The 18,597-nt window shown below is 67.6% G+C and carries 17 protein-coding genes and 1 tRNA gene; 9 read left to right on the top strand and 9 right to left on the bottom strand.

Annotated features, from left to right (window positions below):
* Positions 1-7: 7 nt before the first annotated feature.
* Positions 8-676 carry a chemoreceptor glutamine deamidase CheD gene (gene cheD, locus VFR90_RS05410; protein WP_326405074.1) on the bottom strand — a complete coding sequence of 223 codons (669 nt, stop codon included), beginning with the start codon at positions 674-676 and terminating at the stop codon, positions 8-10.
* A gap of 25 nt (positions 677-701) precedes the next feature.
* Positions 702-1,544 (bottom strand): CheR family methyltransferase, encoded by an 843-nt coding sequence (locus VFR90_RS05405; protein ID WP_326405072.1) that lies wholly within the window; start codon positions 1,542-1,544, stop codon positions 702-704.
* 184 nt (positions 1,545-1,728) lie between these two features.
* Between VFR90_RS05405 and VFR90_RS05400 the strand changes: the two genes are divergently transcribed.
* From VFR90_RS05400 to VFR90_RS05380, 5 genes are all read left to right on the top strand, one after another.
* On the top strand, positions 1,729-2,475 hold the full coding sequence (locus VFR90_RS05400) for a GGDEF domain-containing protein (RefSeq protein WP_326405070.1): 747 nt from the start codon (positions 1,729-1,731) through the stop codon (positions 2,473-2,475).
* Positions 2,472-3,293, top strand: a complete 822-nt coding sequence (locus VFR90_RS05395; RefSeq protein ID WP_326405069.1) for a MinD/ParA family protein — start codon at positions 2,472-2,474, stop codon at positions 3,291-3,293. Before VFR90_RS05400 ends, VFR90_RS05395 begins: the two co-directional genes overlap by 4 nt.
* A gap of 37 nt (positions 3,294-3,330) precedes the next feature.
* Positions 3,331-3,729, top strand: a complete 399-nt coding sequence (locus VFR90_RS05390; RefSeq protein WP_326405067.1) for a group II truncated hemoglobin — start codon at positions 3,331-3,333, stop codon at positions 3,727-3,729.
* A 26-nt stretch (positions 3,730-3,755) separates the two neighbouring features.
* Positions 3,756-4,682 carry an AraC family transcriptional regulator gene (locus VFR90_RS05385; protein ID WP_326405065.1) on the top strand — a complete coding sequence of 309 codons (927 nt, stop codon included), beginning with the start codon at positions 3,756-3,758 and terminating at the stop codon, positions 4,680-4,682.
* Between the two features lie 118 nt (positions 4,683-4,800).
* Complete coding sequence (locus VFR90_RS05380; RefSeq protein ID WP_326405063.1) at positions 4,801-5,529, top strand: TetR/AcrR family transcriptional regulator; 729 nt, start codon at positions 4,801-4,803, stop codon at positions 5,527-5,529.
* 7 nt (positions 5,530-5,536) lie between these two features.
* Here VFR90_RS05380 and VFR90_RS05375 read toward each other — a convergent pair whose 3' ends face one another.
* Positions 5,537-6,208, bottom strand: a complete 672-nt coding sequence (locus tag VFR90_RS05375) for a Smr/MutS family protein (RefSeq protein ID WP_326405129.1) — start codon at positions 6,206-6,208, stop codon at positions 5,537-5,539.
* A gap of 38 nt (positions 6,209-6,246) precedes the next feature.
* Positions 6,247-6,915: a RadC family protein gene (radC, locus tag VFR90_RS05370; protein WP_326405061.1), complete on the bottom strand. Its 669-nt coding sequence runs from the start codon at positions 6,913-6,915 to the stop codon at positions 6,247-6,249.
* Positions 6,916-7,030: 115 nt separating this feature from the next.
* On the opposite strand from radC, the gene VFR90_RS05365 reads away from it, so the two are divergent.
* The 4 genes from VFR90_RS05365 to VFR90_RS05350 all read left to right on the top strand — a co-directional run bounded on the left by VFR90_RS05365 (position 7,031) and on the right by VFR90_RS05350 (position 9,890).
* The gene (locus VFR90_RS05365) at positions 7,031-7,486 is read left to right on the top strand and encodes an FKBP-type peptidyl-prolyl cis-trans isomerase (RefSeq protein WP_326405059.1); all 456 of its coding nucleotides are present in this window, start codon (positions 7,031-7,033) and stop codon (positions 7,484-7,486) included.
* Entirely contained in the window at positions 7,486-8,445 is a 960-nt protein-coding gene (gene ispH / locus VFR90_RS05360; protein WP_326405058.1) for a 4-hydroxy-3-methylbut-2-enyl diphosphate reductase, read from the top strand. The genes VFR90_RS05365 and ispH overlap by 1 nt, the downstream gene beginning before the upstream one ends.
* A gap of 1 nt (position 8,446) precedes the next feature.
* Positions 8,447-9,742 (top strand): serine--tRNA ligase, encoded by a 1,296-nt coding sequence (gene serS / locus VFR90_RS05355; protein ID WP_326405057.1) that lies wholly within the window; start codon positions 8,447-8,449, stop codon positions 9,740-9,742.
* Positions 9,743-9,802: 60 nt separating this feature from the next.
* A tRNA-Ser gene (locus VFR90_RS05350) sits at positions 9,803-9,890 on the top strand.
* Between the two features lie 219 nt (positions 9,891-10,109).
* Here VFR90_RS05350 and VFR90_RS05345 read toward each other — a convergent pair.
* The 5 genes from VFR90_RS05345 to VFR90_RS05325 form a co-directional block, all read right to left on the bottom strand.
* Positions 10,110-11,729: a recombinase family protein gene (locus tag VFR90_RS05345; RefSeq protein ID WP_326405055.1), complete on the bottom strand. Its 1,620-nt coding sequence runs from the start codon at positions 11,727-11,729 to the stop codon at positions 10,110-10,112.
* Positions 11,726-12,127: a DUF2924 domain-containing protein gene (locus VFR90_RS05340; RefSeq protein WP_326405053.1), complete on the bottom strand. Its 402-nt coding sequence runs from the start codon at positions 12,125-12,127 to the stop codon at positions 11,726-11,728. Before VFR90_RS05340 ends, VFR90_RS05345 begins: the two co-directional genes overlap by 4 nt.
* Positions 12,124-12,495, bottom strand: a complete 372-nt coding sequence (locus VFR90_RS05335) for a DUF3489 domain-containing protein (RefSeq protein WP_326405052.1) — start codon at positions 12,493-12,495, stop codon at positions 12,124-12,126. Before VFR90_RS05335 ends, VFR90_RS05340 begins: the two co-directional genes overlap by 4 nt.
* A 619-nt stretch (positions 12,496-13,114) precedes the next feature.
* Positions 13,115-13,543, bottom strand: coding sequence for a hypothetical protein (locus tag VFR90_RS05330; protein WP_326405051.1), 429 nt, complete (start codon positions 13,541-13,543; stop codon positions 13,115-13,117).
* A gap of 121 nt (positions 13,544-13,664) precedes the next feature.
* Complete coding sequence (locus VFR90_RS05325) at positions 13,665-18,470, bottom strand: hypothetical protein (protein WP_326405050.1); 4,806 nt, start codon at positions 18,468-18,470, stop codon at positions 13,665-13,667.
* Positions 18,471-18,597 lie beyond the last annotated feature (127 nt).

Here is an 18,597-nt window from a genome sequence, read left to right as displayed (position 1 = left end):
GAGGCCTTCAGAACAGATCGACCGAGCCGCCGGCGGAAGCCAGCGGCTGGGCCTTCGCCGCGGCCTCGCGGTCCTGCGCGACCACCGTCTCGCCCTGCGCCGGCGCGAGCCGCTTGACCATCGCCCGGCCGCTGGCCGGGAAGAAGCAGACCTTGCGCGGGTAGACGTCCATCACGTCCTTGCTGACGACCGGGATGCGCTCGGTCTTCAGGTAGTCGAGCACGAACTCGGTGTTCTTCTGGCCGACGTTGAGGCTGCTCATGCCGCTGATCACCGCGCCGCCGCCGAACACCTTGGCTTCCATCGAGCTGCGGGTCGCGCCGCGCTTGAGCAGCTCGTTGATCAGCAGCTCCATCGCGAACGAGCCGTAGCGACCCGAGTCGCCCGAGCCTTCCGGCAGCATGAAGTGGTTGAGCCCGCCGACGCGGCGCTGGCGGTCCCACAGGCAGGCGGCGATGCACGAGCCGAGGGTGGTCATGATCAGCAGGTCCTCGTCGTGCACGAAGTACTCGCCCGGCAGGACCTTCACCGCGTCGGCCTTGAAATGCGCGTCGTAGAAGAAGAACGAGGCCTCGCCGGGGCGGCGCGGCCGGGACTTGAGCTGCTCGACGCGCGAGGCGGGCGCGGCGCCCGCAAGGCGCGCCGGCGTCGGCAGGGTGGCGGAAGCGGAGGTCATCGTGGGTGGGTGAGGGTGGACGGCTTCAGGCACCGACCCGTTCGTAGACCGTCTTGCCGCGCAGCGCGAACAGCGTTCGTGCGTCGCTGAAGTTCTCGGAGTGGCCGACGAACAGCAGCCCGCCGGGCTTCATCGCCGCATGGATGCCTTCGAGCACGCGGCGTTGCGTCGGCGCATCGAAATAGATCATCACGTTGCGGCAGAAGACGAAGTCGAAGGGCTCGCCCAGGTCCCAGCGGCGGCTCATCAGGTTGAAGGGGCGAAAGCTCACGTTGCGGGCAAGCTCGGGACGCACGCGGATCGATCCAGCGTTGGGGCCCGTGCCGCGCAGGAAATGCGCGCGCAGCCGCTCGGGGCTCAAGCCTTGCGCATCCGCGCCGTAGACGCCGCGCTCGGCGGTGGCGAGCACGTCGGTGTCGATGTCGCTGGCAACGATCGGCAGCTGCGCCTTCGCGCCCAGGGTCTCGGCCACCGTCATCGCCAGCGAGTACGGCTCCTCGCCTGTGGAGGCGGCGCAGCACCACAGCCGCATCGGCTCGCCGCGGCGCCGGGCGATCGCCTCGGCCAGCAGCGGGAAGTGGTGGGCCTCGCGGAAGAAGCTGGTGAGGTTGGTGGTCAGGCAGTTGACGAAGGCCTGCCATTCGGTGTCGTCGCCCGCGCTTTCGAGGAAGGCGAGGTAGCTCGCGAACGATGCGTGCCCGGTCTCGCGCAGCCGGCGCGAGAGCCGGCTGTAGACCATCGCCTGCTTGCCCGCCTGCAGGTTGATGCCGGCGCGCTGGTAGATCAGCTGGCGCACGCGGTCGAAGTCGCGCCCGCTGAGGTCGAACTCGCGGTCGCCGGCGGCGGGTGGGGAGAGGACGGCGGTCATCGGCAAGGCGGCTCGGGGCGGGTGTCGTCGTGGATCGGCAGCGCACTCGAGCCAGGCCGGCGCGCTTCTGGGCTATCGGCGGCAGTCTCCCGGTCTTGAGGCCGGCGCAGCCCGAAAGAAGGCCAGGCCGCACCGCCCAGTTCGCCGCTTCGCCCCCCGACCCGCTGGCTAGACTGCCCTGGCCATGACCGCGTTGCTCGACACCGACCGCCTGCGCCTCGACGCCGCCTTGCAGTTGTTGCAGCGCGCCGGGCACACGCTCGCGGCAGGCCCGCGCGATGCGGCCTGGCTGCAGCACGTGATCGATGCGCTTTGCGATCTTTCGAGCCGCGACGCGCTGACCGGACTGGCCAACCGCCGCCAGTTCGACCTCGCGCTCGAGCGCGAAGTCGATCGGGTCGCCCGCGCCGGCGAGCCGGCGCTGGTGCTGCTGCTGGACCTCGACCACTTCAAGAGCATCAACGACCGCCACGGCCACCCCGCCGGCGACCTGGTGCTGCAGACGGTGGCGCGCACGCTCGCGCACAGCGTGCGGCCGATGGACATCGTCGCGCGCTACGGCGGCGAGGAGTTCGCGATCGTCATGCCCAACTGCCCGCCCGCCTTCGCCGCGGGCGCGGCCGAGCGCATCCGGCGTGCCGTCGAAGCGCTGGAGATCGCCGTCGCGCCCGAGCTCGTGCTGCGCGTCACCGCGAGCCTCGGCGGCGCCTTCGCGCCCCCGTGGGTGCGCTCGTCGGCCAGCCTGTGGACCGCGCGCGCCGACGAGCAGCTCTACCGCGCCAAGCGCGAGGGCCGCAACCGCAGCCGGCTGGAGCCGGCAGTGTCGATGCAGGTCAGCGCCGAAGAGCGCCAGTTCCTTTTCGCGCCGTCGATGCCGGTGAGCCTCGACGAGCCCCCGCCCGAACCCCACGAAGTCCGATCCAAGCCATGAACGCGCCAGCCACCCTCGAGCCCAGCCCCGTCCCGACGCCGGCCGAGCGCGCAGCGGCGCCGCGCCGCGCGCGCATCCTCGCCGTCACCAGCGGCAAGGGCGGCGTCGGCAAGACCTTCGTCTCGGCCAACCTCGCCGCCGCGCTCGCGCGGCGCGGCCAGAAGGTGCTGGTGCTCGACGCCGACCTCGGCCTCGCGAACCTCGACGTGGTGCTGAACCTGCATCCGAAGATCACGCTGCACGACGTCTTCACCGGCAAGGCCACGCTCGACCAGGCGCTGCTGCCCGCGCCCGGCGGCTTCCATGTGCTGCTGGCGGGCTCGGGGCTGGTCGAGTATTCGCGGCTGACCCCCGAGGTGCGCGACAAGCTGCTCGAAGTGATCGGCCAGGTCGCGCCGCGTTTCGACGTGGTGCTGCTCGACACCGGCGCCGGCATCTCCGACGTGGTGCTCTACACGGTGTCGCTTGCCGACGAGGTGCTGGTGGTGGTGACGCCCGAGCCGACCGCGATGACCGACGCCTATGCGACGGTCAAGGTGCTGGCCGCGCAGCAGCAGCGGCGCGAACTGAACGTCGTCGTGAACCAGGCGCCGCGCGGCGGCGACGGCCGCGGCGTCGCGGCGCAGCTGCAGCAGGTCATCGACCGCTTCGTCGTGCCCGCGGTCGGCGCGAAGGTGACGCTCAAGCTGCTGGGCGACGTGCCGCTCGATGCGGCGGTGCGCGAGGCGGTCAAGAAGCGCCAGCTCGTCGTCGAGACGATGCCCGGGACCGCGGCGGCCCAGGCGCTTTCGGCGCTCGCGGGAAAGCTGGTGGGCTGAGCGCGCCCGTCGGCGCCGCGGGCCGAAAATCGGGCCGATGCAAGCGATCGACGAACCGGATCCCGCCACGCCCTACGAACGCCTGGGCGGCGAAGCCGCGACCCGCGCGCTGGTCGACCGCTTCTACGACCTGATGGACCTGGAGCCGGCCTACGCGGAGCTGCGCGCGGTGCATCCGTCGTCGCTCGAAGGCGCGCGCGACAAGCTCTTCTGGTTCCTGAGCGGCTGGCTCGGCGGGCCCGATCTCTACCAATCGCGCTTCGGTCACCCACGCCTGCGGGCTCGGCATTTGCCTTACGCGATCGGTCTCCGCGAGCGCGACCAGTGGACGGCTTGCATGCAGCAGGCCATGCACGCATGCGGCGTCGAAAGCGGGCTGGCCGCTCGATTGCTGGCCTCGTTCGCGAACACCGCCGATTGGATGCGCAACCGCTGACAGCCGCCGTCTCCCGGGCCGCTGCGATGAACGACCCCGCTTCCGACGTTTTGCGCACCGTGCCGACGGTCCGGCGCGAAGCCTGGCCGGCGGGCGATCCCGGCTTCCGCTTCGAGCCGGCGGCCAACCTGCGGCTTGCGATCAACTTCGGCGCCGAACTCGCCTTCGAAGTCAGCGAGCCGATCGAGCTGCGACGCCTGAACCTGCTGCGCGATGGCCTGCTGTGCGTGCCGCCCGGGCTGGCGCTCGCCATGCGGCCCCGACGCTCCGCGCCCACGGCGGCGTGGGCAGGCGTCGACCGGCTGCTGCTGATTTCCCTGCGGCCGATCGTCTGGCGGCAGGCGGCGCGCCGGCTCGGCTTGGTGATCGAGACGGGCTTGTTGCCGCAGTTGCAATCGCTCGCGCTCGACGCACCGGCGCTCGCGCTGGCACGCTCGCTCGATGCCGCGCTCGACCCCTTCCACGGCGCCAGTGCGGTGCTCACCGAGCAGATCGCGGCCGCGCTGGCGGCCTGGCTGGTCGAACGCCGGGGCGATCCGGCCGTGCATCGGGAGCCTGCGCCGGCGACCGACGAGGCGATCGAAGACGCCGTGCTCAGCATCCACCGCAACCTCGACCGGCCGCTCACGATCACGCAGCTGGCCGACGATGCCGGCCTGAGCCTGTACCACTTCATCCGTGCGTTCAAGGCGCGCATGGGCGTCACGCCCTACCAGTACCTGATGTCCGAGCGGGTGGGCCGTGCACAGCAGCTGCTCGCGGACAACCTGCGCACGCGCAGGCGCCAGCGGCTGGCCGACGTGGCGCTCGAAGCCGGTTTCGGTTCGCACAGCCGGCTGATCGAATGTTTCCGGCGGGTGGCCGGCTGCTCGCCTTCGCAGTGGCAAAGGCGCATCGAGGCCGAGCTGGCCGACAGCCGCGCCACGGCCGCCTGGGAGCCCGGCTCGAACTGAAGCGGGCGGCGAGCCGAAGCGCAATTTTCCGCGAGCTAGCTCCGGCCCGGCGCAATTTCAGCCGTAGCACGTCGCAAGCGCGCTACCTACGATCGATTGCAACAGGGGGGATCGATCGATGAACGAACACACGCAACTCGACTGGGGTTCGACGCGCGAACACGCGCGGCCTGCCGTGCCGACGCCAGCGCGCCGGCAGGCGATCCTCGACGTCGCGACGCGGCTGTGGGGCACGCATGGCTATGGCGACCTCACCTTGCGGCGCGTGGCCGAGCAGGCGGGCGTCGCGCTCGCACTGATCGACCACCACTTCGGCGGCAAGGCGCGGCTGCTCGCGGAAGTCGTCGCGCCCCTGAAGCTTGCGTTCGCGCAGCAGGCGCCGGAAGTCTTCGAGCCGGCCGGTGCGCGCGGCCTCGGTCACGACGGCACCTGGAGGCTCGTCGTGACCTCGGCGCTGGCGGCGCCGATCGAGACGCTGGCCGCGCGCGGCCGCCCGGGGCTCGGGCTGCTGCAGTTCTGGCAGCGGCAATGCAACGACCCGACGCCGGAGGTGTCGGCCGTGCTGCGGCAGGCGTTTGCACCGGTCGAGGCACGCGCCGCCGAGGCGGCGCTGGCCGGGCTGCCGAGCGAGCGCGCCGCCGCGATGCGCGAGGCGCTCGGCTGGCTGTGCCGGCTGACGTTCGGCAACGGCGTCGCGGTGGTGCTGCGCGAGCTCGAATCGCACACCGACGGCGAGGCCCCGGCGGCGCCGTCGGCCGAGCAGGTGGCCGACGCCACCGGCGCCGCGCGCGAGCACATGGCGAGCGCCTTCGCGCCGATGTTCCAGCGACTGCGCGACGGCGGCTGACGCGCGCTCAGCGACGCGACGCGCGCGAGTCGGCCGGCGCGCTCGTCGCTGCACCTACCACGCGGGTTGCGAGCAGCACGATGAGCGCACCCGCGCCGCCTTCCGAAGCGCGCGCCTGCACGAAGGCCAGCACCTCGGCCTTCTGCACCAGCCAGCTTTTCACCTTGCCCTTGAGCACCGCCTGCCGGCCCGGCGAGCCGTGCCCCTTGCCGTGCACCACGCGCACGCAGCGCAGCCCGTGCTTGCCGGCTTCGCGCAGGAAGTCGGCGAGCCGCTCGCGCGCTTCGTCGCGGCGCAGCCCGTGCAGATCGACCTGCGCCTGCGTGGCCCAGACGCCGCGGCGCAGCTTGCGCACGACCTCGGCGCCGATCTCGCTGCGGCGCCAGGACAGCGCCTCGTCGGTGTCGAGCAGCGACTCGACGTCGAAGTCGTCCGACAGCGCCTCGCGCATCACCGCCTGCTCGTCGCGCAGGCGCTGCAGCGGCAGCGGCGCCGGACGCTCGCGCGCCAGTTCGGCGCGCGCGCCGGCGCGCAGCGGCCACACTGGCCCGACGCTGCGCGCGAACAGTTCGCGTTCGAGCTGCTCGCGGCGTTCGCGCTCGCGCCGGGCGGCGGTTTCCGCCTGCGCTTCGCGTTCGAGCGATTGAAGGGTGCGCTGCAACTCGCGCAGGCCGTCCATGCCGCGCAGCGCGGCCGTGCGACGCGGAGGCGCGGCTTTCACAGCAGGCCCCGTTCCGCGAACGAGACCAGCCCGCTGCGCGCGACGACGATGTGATCGACCACCGTGACATCCACCAGCTTCAGCGCCGACTTCAGCTGCTGCGTCAGCCATTCGTCCGAGCGCGACGGCTCGGCGACGCCCGACGGATGGTTGTGCGCCAGGATGGCCGCCGAGGCGTTGAGCGCGAGCGCGCGCTTGACCACTTCGCGCGGGTAGACGCTGGTCTGCGTCAGCGTGCCGCGAAACAGCTCCTCGAAAGCCAGCAGCCGGTGGCGCGCATCGAGGAAGAGCACCGCGAACACCTCGTGCGGCCGGTTCGCGAGCTGCAGCCGCAAGTAGTCCTTGACCGCCTGCGGCGAGCCGAACACCGGCGCGTCGGCCAGACGCGCGGCGAGGCAGCGCCGCGCAATCTCCATCACCGCGGCGAGCTCGGCGCGCTTCGCGGGACCCAGCCCCTTCACATCGGCCAGTGCGCGCGGCTCGGCGTGCAGCAGGCCGTCGAGGCCGCCGAAGCGATCGAGCATCGACTGCGCGAGCTGCAGCACCCCCTGGCCGGGCAGCCCGGTGCGCAGCAGCAGCGCGAGCAGCTCGGCGTCGGCCAGCGCCTGCGGCCCGCGTTCGAGCAGCTTCTCGCGTGGGCGAGCGTCGGCGGGGAGATCTTTCAAGGCGGGGAGCGGACGGAGGCGCCCGGGCGGCGCCGAGGAGAGGGAGAGGGCCGGTGCGAAAATCCGCGGCTCAGTCTAGCGAAGCCCCTCGCGCAGACGCCTCCTGAACCCCGCGATGCTGCCCACGGTCCGCCCCGGCTCCTTCCTCACGCTGCACTACCGGCTCAGCGGCCCCGACGGGGCCGACCTGGTCAACACCTTCGCCGACAAGCCGGCGACGCTGTCGATCGGTGCCGGCGAGCTGGCCCCGGCAATCGAGGCGCGTCTGCTCGGGCTGCAAGAGGGCGCGCACATGCGCGTCGAGCTGGCGCCCGGCGAGGCCTTCGGGCCGCGCAATCCCGAACTGCTGCAGCGCGTCGCGCTCTCGGTGCTGCGCGAGCACGGCGACCCCGACGAGTGCTACCGCGTCGGCGACGTGGTGCAGTTCCCCGCGCCCGACGGCCGCCCCGGCTTCGCCGGCGTGCTGCGCGAACTCGGGCCCACCGGCGAGGACTGGGCGGTGTTCGACTTCAACCATCCGCTCGCGGGCCAGCCGGTGGCCTTCGAAGTCAAGCTGATCGGAGTTCTTTGATGACGACGACCAACCCAGTCGATGTGGTGCTGGCCGAGCCGCGAGGCTTCTGCGCCGGCGTCGATCGCGCGATCGAGATCGTCGAGCGCGCGATCCGCAGGTTCGGCGCGCCGATCTACGTGCGCCATGAGATCGTGCACAACACCTACGTCGTCGCCGACCTCAAGGCCAAGGGCGCGGTCTTCATCGAGGACCTGGCGGATGTGCCGCCCGGCGCGACGCTCGTCTTCAGCGCGCACGGCGTGAGCCGCGCGGTGCGCGACGATGCCGAGGCGCGCGGCTTCTCGATCTTCGACGCCACCTGCCCGCTGGTGACCAAGGTGCATGTCGAGGTCGCCAAGCTCGCGAAGCAGGGCTACGAATTCATCATGATCGGCCACAAGGGACACCCGGAGGTCGAGGGCACGATGGGGCAGCTCGACGCCGGCATCCACCTGGTCGAGGACGTCGAGGACGTCGAGCACGTGCAGCTGTCGGGCGACAAGCTAGCCGTCGTGACGCAGACGACCTTGTCCGTCGACGACGCGGCCGAGATCCTCGCCGCGGTCAAGCGCCGCTTTCCGCACGTCAAGGAGCCGAAGCAGCAGGACATCTGCTACGCGACGCAGAACCGCCAGGACGCGGTGAAGGTGCTCGCGCCGCAGGTCGACGTATTGATCGTCGTCGGCAGCCTCACCAGCTCGAACAGCAACCGGCTGCGCGAACTCGCCCAGCGCCTGGGCACGCCGGCGCACATGATCGACTCGGCCGACGACCTGCGGCCCGAGTGGCTCGAGGGCCGCGCGCGCGTCGGCCTGACCGCCGGCGCCTCGGCGCCCGAGCTGCTGGTGCAGCAGGTGATCGAGCGGCTGCGCAGCTTCGGTGCGGTCGCGGTGCGCAAGATGAGCGGCGTCGAGGAGACGATCCGCTTCCCCTTGCCCCTGGGCCTGGGCGACAAGTCGATGGAAGGTGTGGCCTGAGATGCTGGACATCAATCTGCTGCGCAAGGATCTCGATCACGTCGTCGCGAGGCTCGAAGCGCGCAAGTCGCCGCAGCCGTACCTCGACGTGGCGCGCTTCCGCGAGCTGGAGTCCGAGCGCAAGACGATCCAGACGCGCACCGAGGAATTGCAGGCCAGGCGCAACGCGCTGTCGAAGCAGATCGGCCAGCTGAAGGCCAGGGGCAGCGACGTGGCGGCGGTGATGGCCGAAGTCGGCGGGCTCGGCGAAGGCCTGAAGGCCAGCGCAGAACGGCTCGAGGCGATCCAGTCTGAGCTCAACGCGATGCTGATGGGCCTGCCGAACCTGCCGCAGGCCGACGTGCCGCTGGGCAGCGACGAGCAGGCGAACGTCGAGCAGCGGCGTTGGGGCGAGCCACGCGAGTTCGACTTCGCGGTGAAGGACCACGTCGATCTCGGCGCGCCGCTGGGGCTGGACTTCGACGCAGGCGCCAAGCTCGCCGGGGCTCGGTTCTCCTTCCTGCGCGGCCCGATCGCGCGGCTGCACCGCGCGCTCGCCCAGTTCATGCTCGACATGCAGACCCAGGAGCACGGCTACGTCGAGTGCTACACGCCCTACATCGTCAACCGGGAGGTGCTCGAAGGCACCGGCCAGCTGCCGAAGTTCGAGGGCGAGATGTTCTGGGTCACGCGCGGCGGCGACGACGCGGCGAGCAAGCAGTACCTGATCTCCACTTCGGAGATCTCGCTGACCAACAGCGTGCGCGAAGCGCTGCTCGCCGCCGACGCGCTGCCGATCAGGCTGACCGCCCACTCGCCGTGCTTCCGCAGCGAAGCCGGCAGCGCCGGCCGGGACACCCGCGGCATGATCCGCCAGCACCAGTTCGACAAGGTCGAGATGGTGCAGATCACCACGCCCGAGACGAGCGATGCCGCGCTCGAAGACATGGTCGGCCACGCCGAAGCGATCCTGCGCAAGCTCGAACTGCCGTATCGCGTGATGCTGCTGAGCACCGGCGACATGGGCTTCGGTGCCGCGAAGACCTACGACCTCGAGGTCTGGCTGCCGGCGCAAAACACCTACCGCGAGATCAGCTCCTGCTCGAACTGCGAAGCCTTCCAGGCACGCCGCATGCAGACGCGCTACAAGACCGCAAGCGGCAAGAACGAGTTCGTGCACACGCTCAACGGCTCGGGGCTCGCGGTCGGCCGGGCGCTCGTCGCGGTGCTCGAAAACGGCCAGAACGCCGACGGCAGCATCACGCTTCCCCCGGCGTTGCGGCCCTACCTGGGCGGCCTGGAGAGCCTGCGCGCGTGAGCGTTCGCTGCGGGTGCCTCGGCTACACTCCGCGCCTCGCCGACCACGGCGAACCCATCAGGAGAGGTGGCGGAGTGGTCGAACGTACCTGACTCGAAATCAGGCGTACCGCAAGGTACCGTGGGTTCGAATCCCACCCTCTCCGCCAGCTAGTCCGAGCCCGCGCCCGTCGCGGGCTTTTTCTTGCGCTAGGCCCGCGCGGTGCGGGCTTGCGGGGCGATGGGCTTTCTCTGTTGTCGCTGTTCTGCGCCTGCAGGCCGGTTTGCCGAGGACTTTCTCAGTGAGGCCGGCTGACGGTACGTAGGAATGTGCGGCGCCAACAAGAAGGCCCCGCACCGCGGGGCCTGTTGACGATGCAAATGGATCGCTAAGCGTCCATACCGAGCAAGCGACGCTGCGCTTGCCAATCCATCGGCAACTCGCCGATCCGGCTCAGCCGCTCAGTGGTCAGTTCAGGTGGCGCTTCACCTTTCGTGATGCGCTCGACAATGTCCGGCGCAAGGAACGCAAGGCGAATTACGCGCGCGACGTAGGAGGCGCCTACGACATCCTGCTCGGCGATCTCCGCCACGCCTTTGCATCGCCCTGAGGCCAGAGCCGCAAACCATCCTTGCGCCTTACCGATCAGGGCGATCAACTTGGCGTCGAACTGCGGTGCTGGGGCGATCGTGCGGTCCCTGACGATCAGCCGCATCGCCATGCCGCAACGCTTGAGCTTCACTGGCACGTCCTCTCGAACGGTCTGCTGCGGTGCGCCGAGCGGCTCGCCTCGAATGACGATCTGGAGGTTCGAGGTGGCAACGATGATGCGTTCGACCAGCCGCTTCACGGCGTTGGTCTTCTCGGTGCCCATCGCTGCCAAGCTGGTCCCAAGCGCCTTGGCTTGTTTGAGCCCGCCCATCACCTCGTCGGGTCGATCGGCACCGATCACTTCGAGCACTCGACCTTCATCGTTGAGGAAGGCGATCAGACCTTGCAGCACCGCCTGCTCCAGTTGCTGCCCGGGTAAACGCATCGGCTCGTCTCCTACGCCGACGTAGTAGCGGTAGCGCCGCTGCCCCTTCTTCGCATGGCTTGGCGTGAGGCGCTGGCCTTGCTCGTCGAAGAGCATCCCAGCCAACAGACTGGCCTGGCTCGCATCGCGCTTGCCGCGCTGCCCTTGCCGGTTGTCCGCCAGCCGTTGCTGCACCGCCTGCCAGGTAGCGTCATCGATAATCGCCGGATGGTGACCGTCGTAGACCTGATCCTTGTGCGCGATCCGGCCGGCGTAGATGGGGTTGCAGAGGATCCGATGCAGGTGACCCCGACTGAAGGGCCGGTCGCCAGTGCTGCGAGCGTTGTCCGGCCGCGCAGGGGTGGACCAAGCCTGACCATCGACGTGCCGCTTGAGCTGGCTCACACAGCCGAGCCGTAGGTACAGGCGGTACAGGTCCCGCACGCGCTCAGCTTCGCCCTCATCGATCACCAGCGTCCTCTCGTGGGGCCGGTAACCGATCGGAGCGACGCCCCCCATCCACAACCCCTTGCGCTTGGACGCCGCGATCTTGTCGCGGATGCGCTCGCCAGTGACCTCGCGCTCGAACTGAGCGAAGGACAGCAGCACGTTCAAGGTCAGTCGGCCCATTGAGCTCGTGGTGTTGAACTGCTGTGTCACCGACACGAAGGACACGCCCTGAGCATCAAAGCGCTCGACCAGCTTCGCGAAGTCCGCCAGCGAGCGCGTGAGCCGATCGACCTTGTAGACCACGATGATCTGGATGCGACCGGCCGCTACGTCGGCCAGCAGGCGCTGAAGGGCAGGGCGCTGCAGATTCCCTCCGGAGTAGCCGCCGTCGTCGTAGGCCGTCTTGGAGACCTTCCAGCCTTGGGACTTCTGGCTGAGCACAAAGGCTTCGCTCGCCTCGCGCTGGGCATCGAGCGAGTTGAAGCTCTGTTCCAGGCCTTCCTCGGACGACTTGCGGGTGTAGATCGCGCAGACGAGGCTCACTTGCGCAGCCCGAAGAACAGCGGCCCCGACCACGGCGTACCGGTAATCCGTCGGGCGATCGAGGAGAGGCTGCGGTAGCGGATGCCCTCGTGCTCGAAGCCGGAAGGCAGCACCGAAACCCGATGGGTCCGGCCTTGCCATTCGCGCAGGAGCTGGGTGCCGGTCGACAGCGTCCGCGGCGCCGGCGCTGCCGACCGTTGCAGCGATCGAATTAACCGCTTCGGATCGGTGCTGCCGAGGTGCTGAGCCATCTGCAACTGCCAACCGAGTGCCGATCGCAAGAAGGCAGCGCGCGAGCCCCGAGGCGCTGGGCAGCCAAACGCTACACACCAGCGTTCGGCGAGCTCGTCGCGCGACATGGCTTCGAGTTCTGCCAAGTCGATCGACTCCCTGTTCATGCGGCGTCGACGATGCGATAGATCCGCGACCCGCCGTCGTCCGCTGCGCAAGAGACGGTCAGTCCCAGCTTCTTGCGAAGCACGCCGCTGATCACACCTCGCACGGAGTGAGGTTGCCAGCCGGTCAAATCGGTCATCTGTGTCACCGTCGCCCCGGAAGCGCCGCGTAGCAGGGCGATCAGTCGAGCTTGCTTCGAACCTGTCGATGAGGACGGCTGGGGCTTGCGTGGAGCAGGCGAAGCCTTGCGGGTACTTGACCTCGCCTTGGGTGAGCGGTGCGCAGGCGAAGGCGCCGGGCGACTGTTGCGCTTCGCGGGCGCCTTCGTAGCCTTGGCGCGTTGCGAGCGGACGGACTTGGTAGTTGGCATGAGTGATCCTGGTATTGCGCCGCGACGACCGCGGCGGGCACCAGTACCGCTCTACTTGGGGAAGACATCAAGTCCAGTTTGGTTGTTCTTGCGGCGCATGGCCGCATTCTTGGTGGTGTACCGCCATCTACTGCTTAGCAGCGGTTGCGGTCGGTGACGGCTGGCGGGCGTGATTACGCTGACTCGCATCAAGCAGTCGCTCGGCCAGGCGATCGGCTCTAGTTCGAACGGCGGCTGTACGAGGTACTGCAGTCGTAGGGCCTGATGCGCCCGTCCAGGTCGCGCCAGCGACCCCTGACCTACCGCTCGAGCTGGCACTCTCGACCCAAACCTGTCGCACAGATCACCACGGCCCGGAGGGCGGCTCCCGCTACTATGGGAGATCCTGGGCACGAGCGCGCCAGCACGGCCACTGCTGAAGTCCGACGGATCGCGACTGCCGTGTGCGCCGCGCTTGTCATCCTTCCCTCGGATGCCGGCGCTTCGCAGGAAGCTCGCGGCAGGCGGCAGCCCGCGCCGGTACCCCAAAACAGCTCTGCAGCGTCATAGAAGGGGCCGCGCCTCCACCCAAACATGGCCCGCTTGTCTGACCCGTTGATTCGCCATGGTCCCTCGACCCTCAGCGCTTCGTTCGCGCACTCAGCGATGCAGCTACACCCGCAGTCTGATCACCCGCCGAGGGACTCGCCAGCAGCTTTTCGACAACAGCCTGTAAGCGCGCCAGCAACCTCAAACGAGCGCTTTCGACATCACCCAGGCTTGGCGCAGCCGCCTTCTTCTTGCTTGCCGCAGCAGTAGCCGGCGCCGTTGCTAGAAGGTCGTAGATCTTGCGAGCTGCGCGCAAAAAGTCCATCTCTTCCGCAGAGAGAAACTTCTCGACTGCGGTTGCCACCTTAGGGGGCACGTCCGGCAGGACTTCCACGAGCCCCAGCACTGCCAACCGAGAAGCGAGGTCGAAGGCCTCCAGAGAAAGCACGGTGCGTGTCGACGTTCCGGACAGATTCAATGGCGCGAACTGATTGGTCGTTGGATGGATCGCGGCAAGCACCTGTGCCGCCTTTGCGTACTCAGCCAGCGGATTCAGCCTCGGGGACGCGACGTGTCGCTGTTCCCAGATGCGCGCAATCAGAGCGGCAACTCGATCTTCCGCGGCCCCTCGCTCTGCGACATCAGCGCTTCTTGCTGCGACCAGGAGTTCCGCCAAGTGGTGTGCCATCCACCGGCCCAGTGTGTCCACGCCGTCGTCCAGCCCGAGCTGCTCGACGAGGTACTGTCCAAGTTCCAAGATATCCGTCGGCTCCCTCGATGCGCCCGTCCCTCCGAAGGACGACGACGAAGTCGTACGACGCCTCCTTGGAGTCTTGCGAATCGTCGCTGCCATAGCCATCCCCCGTTCTTCGTGTCAGATCCACCTCTACGATCAAGTCCATCTTTCGTGCGATCAGAAAGTCGAGGATCGCGGACCTCGACGCCATCAGCCGATGGCCGTACGAACGCAAATAGCCTGACGAATACCTGGCCGTCGCATCCGACATGTCGTCGCTCCAGGCGACGTACCGAAACTTGACATCGCCGCCGAGTCCCACCCAGCACGCGGGTTCGCTGCTCCTGTCCTGCACGAGACCAAGAACCTTTGAGACCCTGTCCCCGGGCTTGACAGCACAGGCCGCGACCTGGCGCCGAAGGACGTCTTCGTCGTCCAGTCTGGTGTCGCGTTGCGGGTGACACAGCCAACCGACCAGGCGATATGGCGCCTTATCGATCTCCATGTCCTCGCCTTCCTCTGGAATCTTGTAGTCCCAGGCGTTGCCGATCGACTGCAGAGCGCGGACCAGCGCGGAGGCCGCCTCGGGCGAAACCAAAGCGCTCGAGATGTTCATCGTCGAGCGTTGCTTGCCCTCGGAGCAAGAAACATAGCCAGCGACGACAACATCGCCGCTCGTCTCGTTCAGGCCTACCTCGGAGAGTAGGTCTTCAAAGCGAACGCTTTGCAGCCAATCCTCATCCTTCTCGCCACTTCCGTACCACAGGCGCGCTTCCAGCGGCTTGAAGCCCCGGAGATCGGAGAGCCAGTAGGGCGGCTCCGTCAAGCCACTGCGCGACCACCAATAGTCCCAATCGCGCCAGCGGTCCTCGCGACTCTCCGCCAGTGGCTTGGTCAAGAGCAGTTCGCCCACGGTGCACCACATCGCGTGCCACTCGAGATGCGTGTGGGCCCGCTCGATCGTCGGCAACGACCCGTGACGATGCGAACTCGAGTACGGCTCGCGCTGGAATCGGTGTTTCCTGGGCTCGTTAGCCCACATCCAGGCATCTGTATCCGCCTTCCAACGGTCAACAACCCAGCGTTCCGCCACATCCAAGAACTCGTTGCCGCTTACATCAGCGAAGAGCTGAAGCGGTTCGTCGTACCAGTATGGAAGCGTGTCGGTCGAGTCGAATCGGAAGCGACGGCCATCCTGGTCTCCGAACCGACCAAAGGCCTTGTGGCAGGCCGAAGGCACTGTGGGCAGGACGGACTTGGTCGCACTGTCGAGAGCTGCTTCCTCCGCGGCGTTCAACGAAACCAATCCGCGCCCGAGCAGCACACCAACGGCGCCCTTGGCGAAACGCTGGCAAAGGAGATGTGGAAAGCTGCCGTCGGTGGCAATCGAAAAGAGGAAGCGACCATGCTTCTCCGCGGCGGCGGGTGATTCGTCGGCGATCCTTTCCATCGCGATGAGCAACCAGAGCCTCGCCGCAAGCCAGTAGAACGGGGCCCGCGCGTCCCGGAAGGTGACCTCAACTGACCGAGGCCACTGTTCGACCACCGCGTCGACGACGGCATGCTGACCCAGTCGCGCTGCGACTCTCAGCGCATGCGCCGCGCCCCAACGCACTCTTAGGTCGGCGTCACCCAGCATCGCATAGAGCAGGCGACCCACTGACTCGACGACGCTCTCGGGTATGTCGCCAGCTTCGAATCTGTCCTCGCGACGCTTCAAATCGGCAACCTCCTTTGCGAGGTGCCGCGTCAACGCGTCCGCTGCCTCAACGGGCGCGATGTGCACAGCAAGCAACTCCAGGATGCCGTACACCGAGGCGGCGTCCCACTTGTTGGCATGCAACTCGAGTCCTTCCAAGAGCGACTCGCACACCCGATCGTTCGACAGGCCACTGGCTGCCCACATTCCGGGCAAGACAGCTGACTCCCGGCGGAATTTGGCCGCGTAGTAGAAATCTGGCAGTCGTTTGGCGATGAGTGAAGGCAGAGTCTCTCGGCACCAGCTTGCGACTGACGGCGAAGCAGCAGCCCACTCGGTAACGGCTCCAGCAATCGCGGCGGCGAGATCACTCCGTCGTCGCTCGAAATCGCACAACGCAAGCGCATCCAGATGTGCTCGTCGATCGACCACTTTGACGCCCCGCCGAATCTCTCGCAGGACTTCGAGAGCATCGATGTAGCGCTCGTTCCGACGGGCTTCGGCCTCGACCCGACAAAGTGTCGCTTCGACTTCCGCGGCCGAAGTGTGTCGGCCGGATTGCTGCACAGCCGCACGAATGTCAGCCCCCGAAGGGTTCTCCGGCGGTGGGGAGCTATCGGCCTGCACTTCGCCAATCCCGCCGTTCTGTACGTCGAAGAACCGCAGGATGTTTCGTCCACGCCGGACCCATGGTGTCGACTGATCCGTCTGAGCGATGTCGATAGACGCCCTGACCTCTGACAGCCCGTCATGGCCATCGATACCCATGACCGTCAGCCTTGCCAACTCCTCGGCAACGTCAGACCTCTCTGACGCATGTCCTGGCGCTGAAAGTGCTTTGGCGATCGGGTCGAGCACGTTACTGTCCAAATCAACACCGAGGCACAGAAGCGGCACGACGGAGTCAACTGCGATCGACCCCGCTTCCAAGCCAACTGTCAGGATGTCGGGGATCAGTCGGTGCGCGCGGACGAGACCCGCGTCGTCCCAACGGCCGGCCGCCCCAAGGGCGACGGGAAGGTCGAGCGTCGTCAGCGATGCTGCCAAGGACTCCCACGGAAAACGTTCGTGATCCCCCAGTACGCCCCAAAACTCTGCCGCCAGTTCGGCGAGCTGGCAAGCCGCAACCCGCCGCTCGTCTGTGCCCATTGCGCCAATGGCGGTGCGCGCGAATGGCCCGAGCATCTCAAGGTGAAAGATGCTGTCGACGTCAACATCTTCCAGCACGGCCGATGCGTCAGCGAAGAGGGCTTCGGCGTCACTCGGGCTGAATGGGCTGATCAGCCTGGCCAACTCCACCAGCCGCTCCGCCCTGTCGGTAGCTGGAGCCCTGTCATTCTTGACGGCCACTGCGTGCGCTACTGCCTTCTCTAGCACGAACGTATGCACGCCGCTGTGCAGCGAAAGCGTCCGCAGCACGCTCAGCTCTTCGCGTGAGAGACGGCCCTCTTGAACATGACAAGCGCCGTAGGCCAGCTCCGCACATTCTGGCCCGCCAATCTCGGGCACGTGCTGTATTGCCGCGATCGATTGGCCGATCCGATCCCTCATGGTCTTAATGTCGTGGTCGTCGCGCATCGAGTAGTCGCCGCGCCCATAGCCAGCCACCGCAGCACCGAACCGATCCCACTCGGCGCTACGGTCGGACCAGGGAACGATGCACTTGGCCCGAGCGTTATAGATTGGCAACAAGTCTCGAATGAACTTTTCGAGCCGCTCCACACGCTCGTCTTCATGGTTCTTCTTGCCTTTCTGGCCAGCCTCGCCGCTCTCACTCCCAGAAGGCTTGGCCGGTCCGAGATAAGACTCAACAGTGGCATCCCTGCCGTCGAGCAGCTCGAGCAAAGTGTGGGCGCGAAGAGTGGCATCAATGAACTCGCGTGAGCTTCGATAGATGTTCTGACGTGTACGCCAAGACGGACTCGCAATGACTTCGAGGACTTGACGCACCTCACGCACGATGCCCCTCTGCGCCACGACCACCTCGGCGCCGGTCAGCAGCAGTCCGACCAGCGGACCGTGTCGGCCGGACTCATCCAGGTCACGCGGAGCCACGCTCTGGCCGAGCCAGCCACGTCTCACCCACCGTCCGAGGTTAGTCTGCAACTCCGCGAGGCCTGCGTCTTCACCTGCGAGCGCAAGTGGAACCCGAATGGTCACGTCCCAAAGCGGCGCGCGCTGAAGACTGCCGAGTACGGCTCTCACAAGCTTCTGCTCCCCAGACGCGAGCAAGCGGTGCGTGATGGTGTCTACGACCCTGGGCATCAGAGTCTTCGGCTTCCAACGACGCAAGGTGGCGACTCCGTGGCGAGGACCTTCGGCGCGCAACACAGCCTCGCCCTCGGCCGCAAGGTCGCCATGGTCCAACTTCCACTCCGGGTGCCTGTCCTTTTTCTCCTTTTGCCGTTCGAAGTAGGACTCGAGCCATGCCATGAATTGCCGTCGCCAGTCTCGCGCTCGAAGCGCATCGCCTCTCACCGCGCAATCGAGCATCAAGTGGCAGAGCGTGCGCCCATGCAGCCCAACATGCTTCCGCTCCTGCAGCACGGTCTTCCGCAGACTCCTCTGCGCAAAGCGAGCCGAAAGGTCCACGTTGTCCGTCAGCATCTTGCGAACGGCCTCGTCGGTCTTCAGAGCGCGCGCACCTCGCAGGAGCACAAGGATCGCCTCTGCGCGTTGACCCGCCAATCGCGCCACGCGCATTGCAAGTTTCAGCCGATGCAGCTGTACCTCCCGCCTTCTGACGGGATCCCTTATGACTCTCGGATCCGGGTGTGCCTGAGCGAGTTGTAGGAGTTTGGCTCCGTTGCCCGCCGCCAGCAGCGCCGCCGCGACGTGCTCGGCGCAGTATTCGTCTTCCCCGTGCTTTGCGAGAAGGATCGCCGCTGCCGTCTCGCGCGCAACGGGCAGGAAAGCATCGGCGCGTTCAGAGATGAACGCCTCGAAGTCCTCATCTGCGAATGCCAGGTAGTCACCATCGCGGCGAAGGCCGGGGGCGAGGTCGTTGCACAAGTCATGGACGTGCGCTTCGCTGACACCGAGGACAGCAGCCAGAAGCTTGACCGGTACCGGCCGGGCCAAGACGACGAGTGCGGCGCACAGCTTGCCGAACCCCAGTTCATCGCCGCCCTTGCGAAGC

Origin of the sequence: Methylibium sp. (assembly GCF_035762065.1) — a bacterium.
GTDB lineage: Bacteria > Pseudomonadota > Gammaproteobacteria > Burkholderiales > Burkholderiaceae_C > Methylibium.
The sequence above is the reverse complement of the archived record's forward strand: the minus strand, read 5'-3'. Positions and strand labels throughout refer to the sequence as shown.

What these genes read in the sequence shown, in the direction of transcription:
- ispH (WP_326405058.1), top strand. Translation starts at nt 7,486, where the DNA reads ATGACGACGACCAACCCAGTCGATGTGGTGCTGGCCGAGCCGCGAGGC.
- VFR90_RS05405 (WP_326405072.1), bottom strand. Translation starts at nt 1,544, where the DNA reads ATGACCGCCGTCCTCTCCCCACCCGCCGCCGGCGACCGCGAGTTCGAC.
- VFR90_RS05365 (WP_326405059.1), top strand. Translation starts at nt 7,031, where the DNA reads ATGCTGCCCACGGTCCGCCCCGGCTCCTTCCTCACGCTGCACTACCGG.
- VFR90_RS05375 (WP_326405129.1), bottom strand. Translation starts at nt 6,208, where the DNA reads ATGGACGGCCTGCGCGAGTTGCAGCGCACCCTTCAATCGCTCGAACGC.
- VFR90_RS05400 (WP_326405070.1), top strand. Translation starts at nt 1,729, where the DNA reads ATGACCGCGTTGCTCGACACCGACCGCCTGCGCCTCGACGCCGCCTTG.
- VFR90_RS05390 (WP_326405067.1), top strand. Translation starts at nt 3,331, where the DNA reads ATGCAAGCGATCGACGAACCGGATCCCGCCACGCCCTACGAACGCCTG.
- VFR90_RS05335 (WP_326405052.1), bottom strand. Translation starts at nt 12,495, where the DNA reads ATGCCAACTACCAAGTCCGTCCGCTCGCAACGCGCCAAGGCTACGAAG.
- VFR90_RS05380 (WP_326405063.1), top strand. Translation starts at nt 4,801, where the DNA reads ATGAACGAACACACGCAACTCGACTGGGGTTCGACGCGCGAACACGCG.
- VFR90_RS05340 (WP_326405053.1), bottom strand. Translation starts at nt 12,127, where the DNA reads ATGAACAGGGAGTCGATCGACTTGGCAGAACTCGAAGCCATGTCGCGC.
- cheD (WP_326405074.1), bottom strand. Translation starts at nt 676, where the DNA reads ATGACCTCCGCTTCCGCCACCCTGCCGACGCCGGCGCGCCTTGCGGGC.
- VFR90_RS05385 (WP_326405065.1), top strand. Translation starts at nt 3,756, where the DNA reads ATGAACGACCCCGCTTCCGACGTTTTGCGCACCGTGCCGACGGTCCGG.
- serS (WP_326405057.1), top strand. Translation starts at nt 8,447, where the DNA reads ATGCTGGACATCAATCTGCTGCGCAAGGATCTCGATCACGTCGTCGCG.
- VFR90_RS05395 (WP_326405069.1), top strand. Translation starts at nt 2,472, where the DNA reads ATGAACGCGCCAGCCACCCTCGAGCCCAGCCCCGTCCCGACGCCGGCC.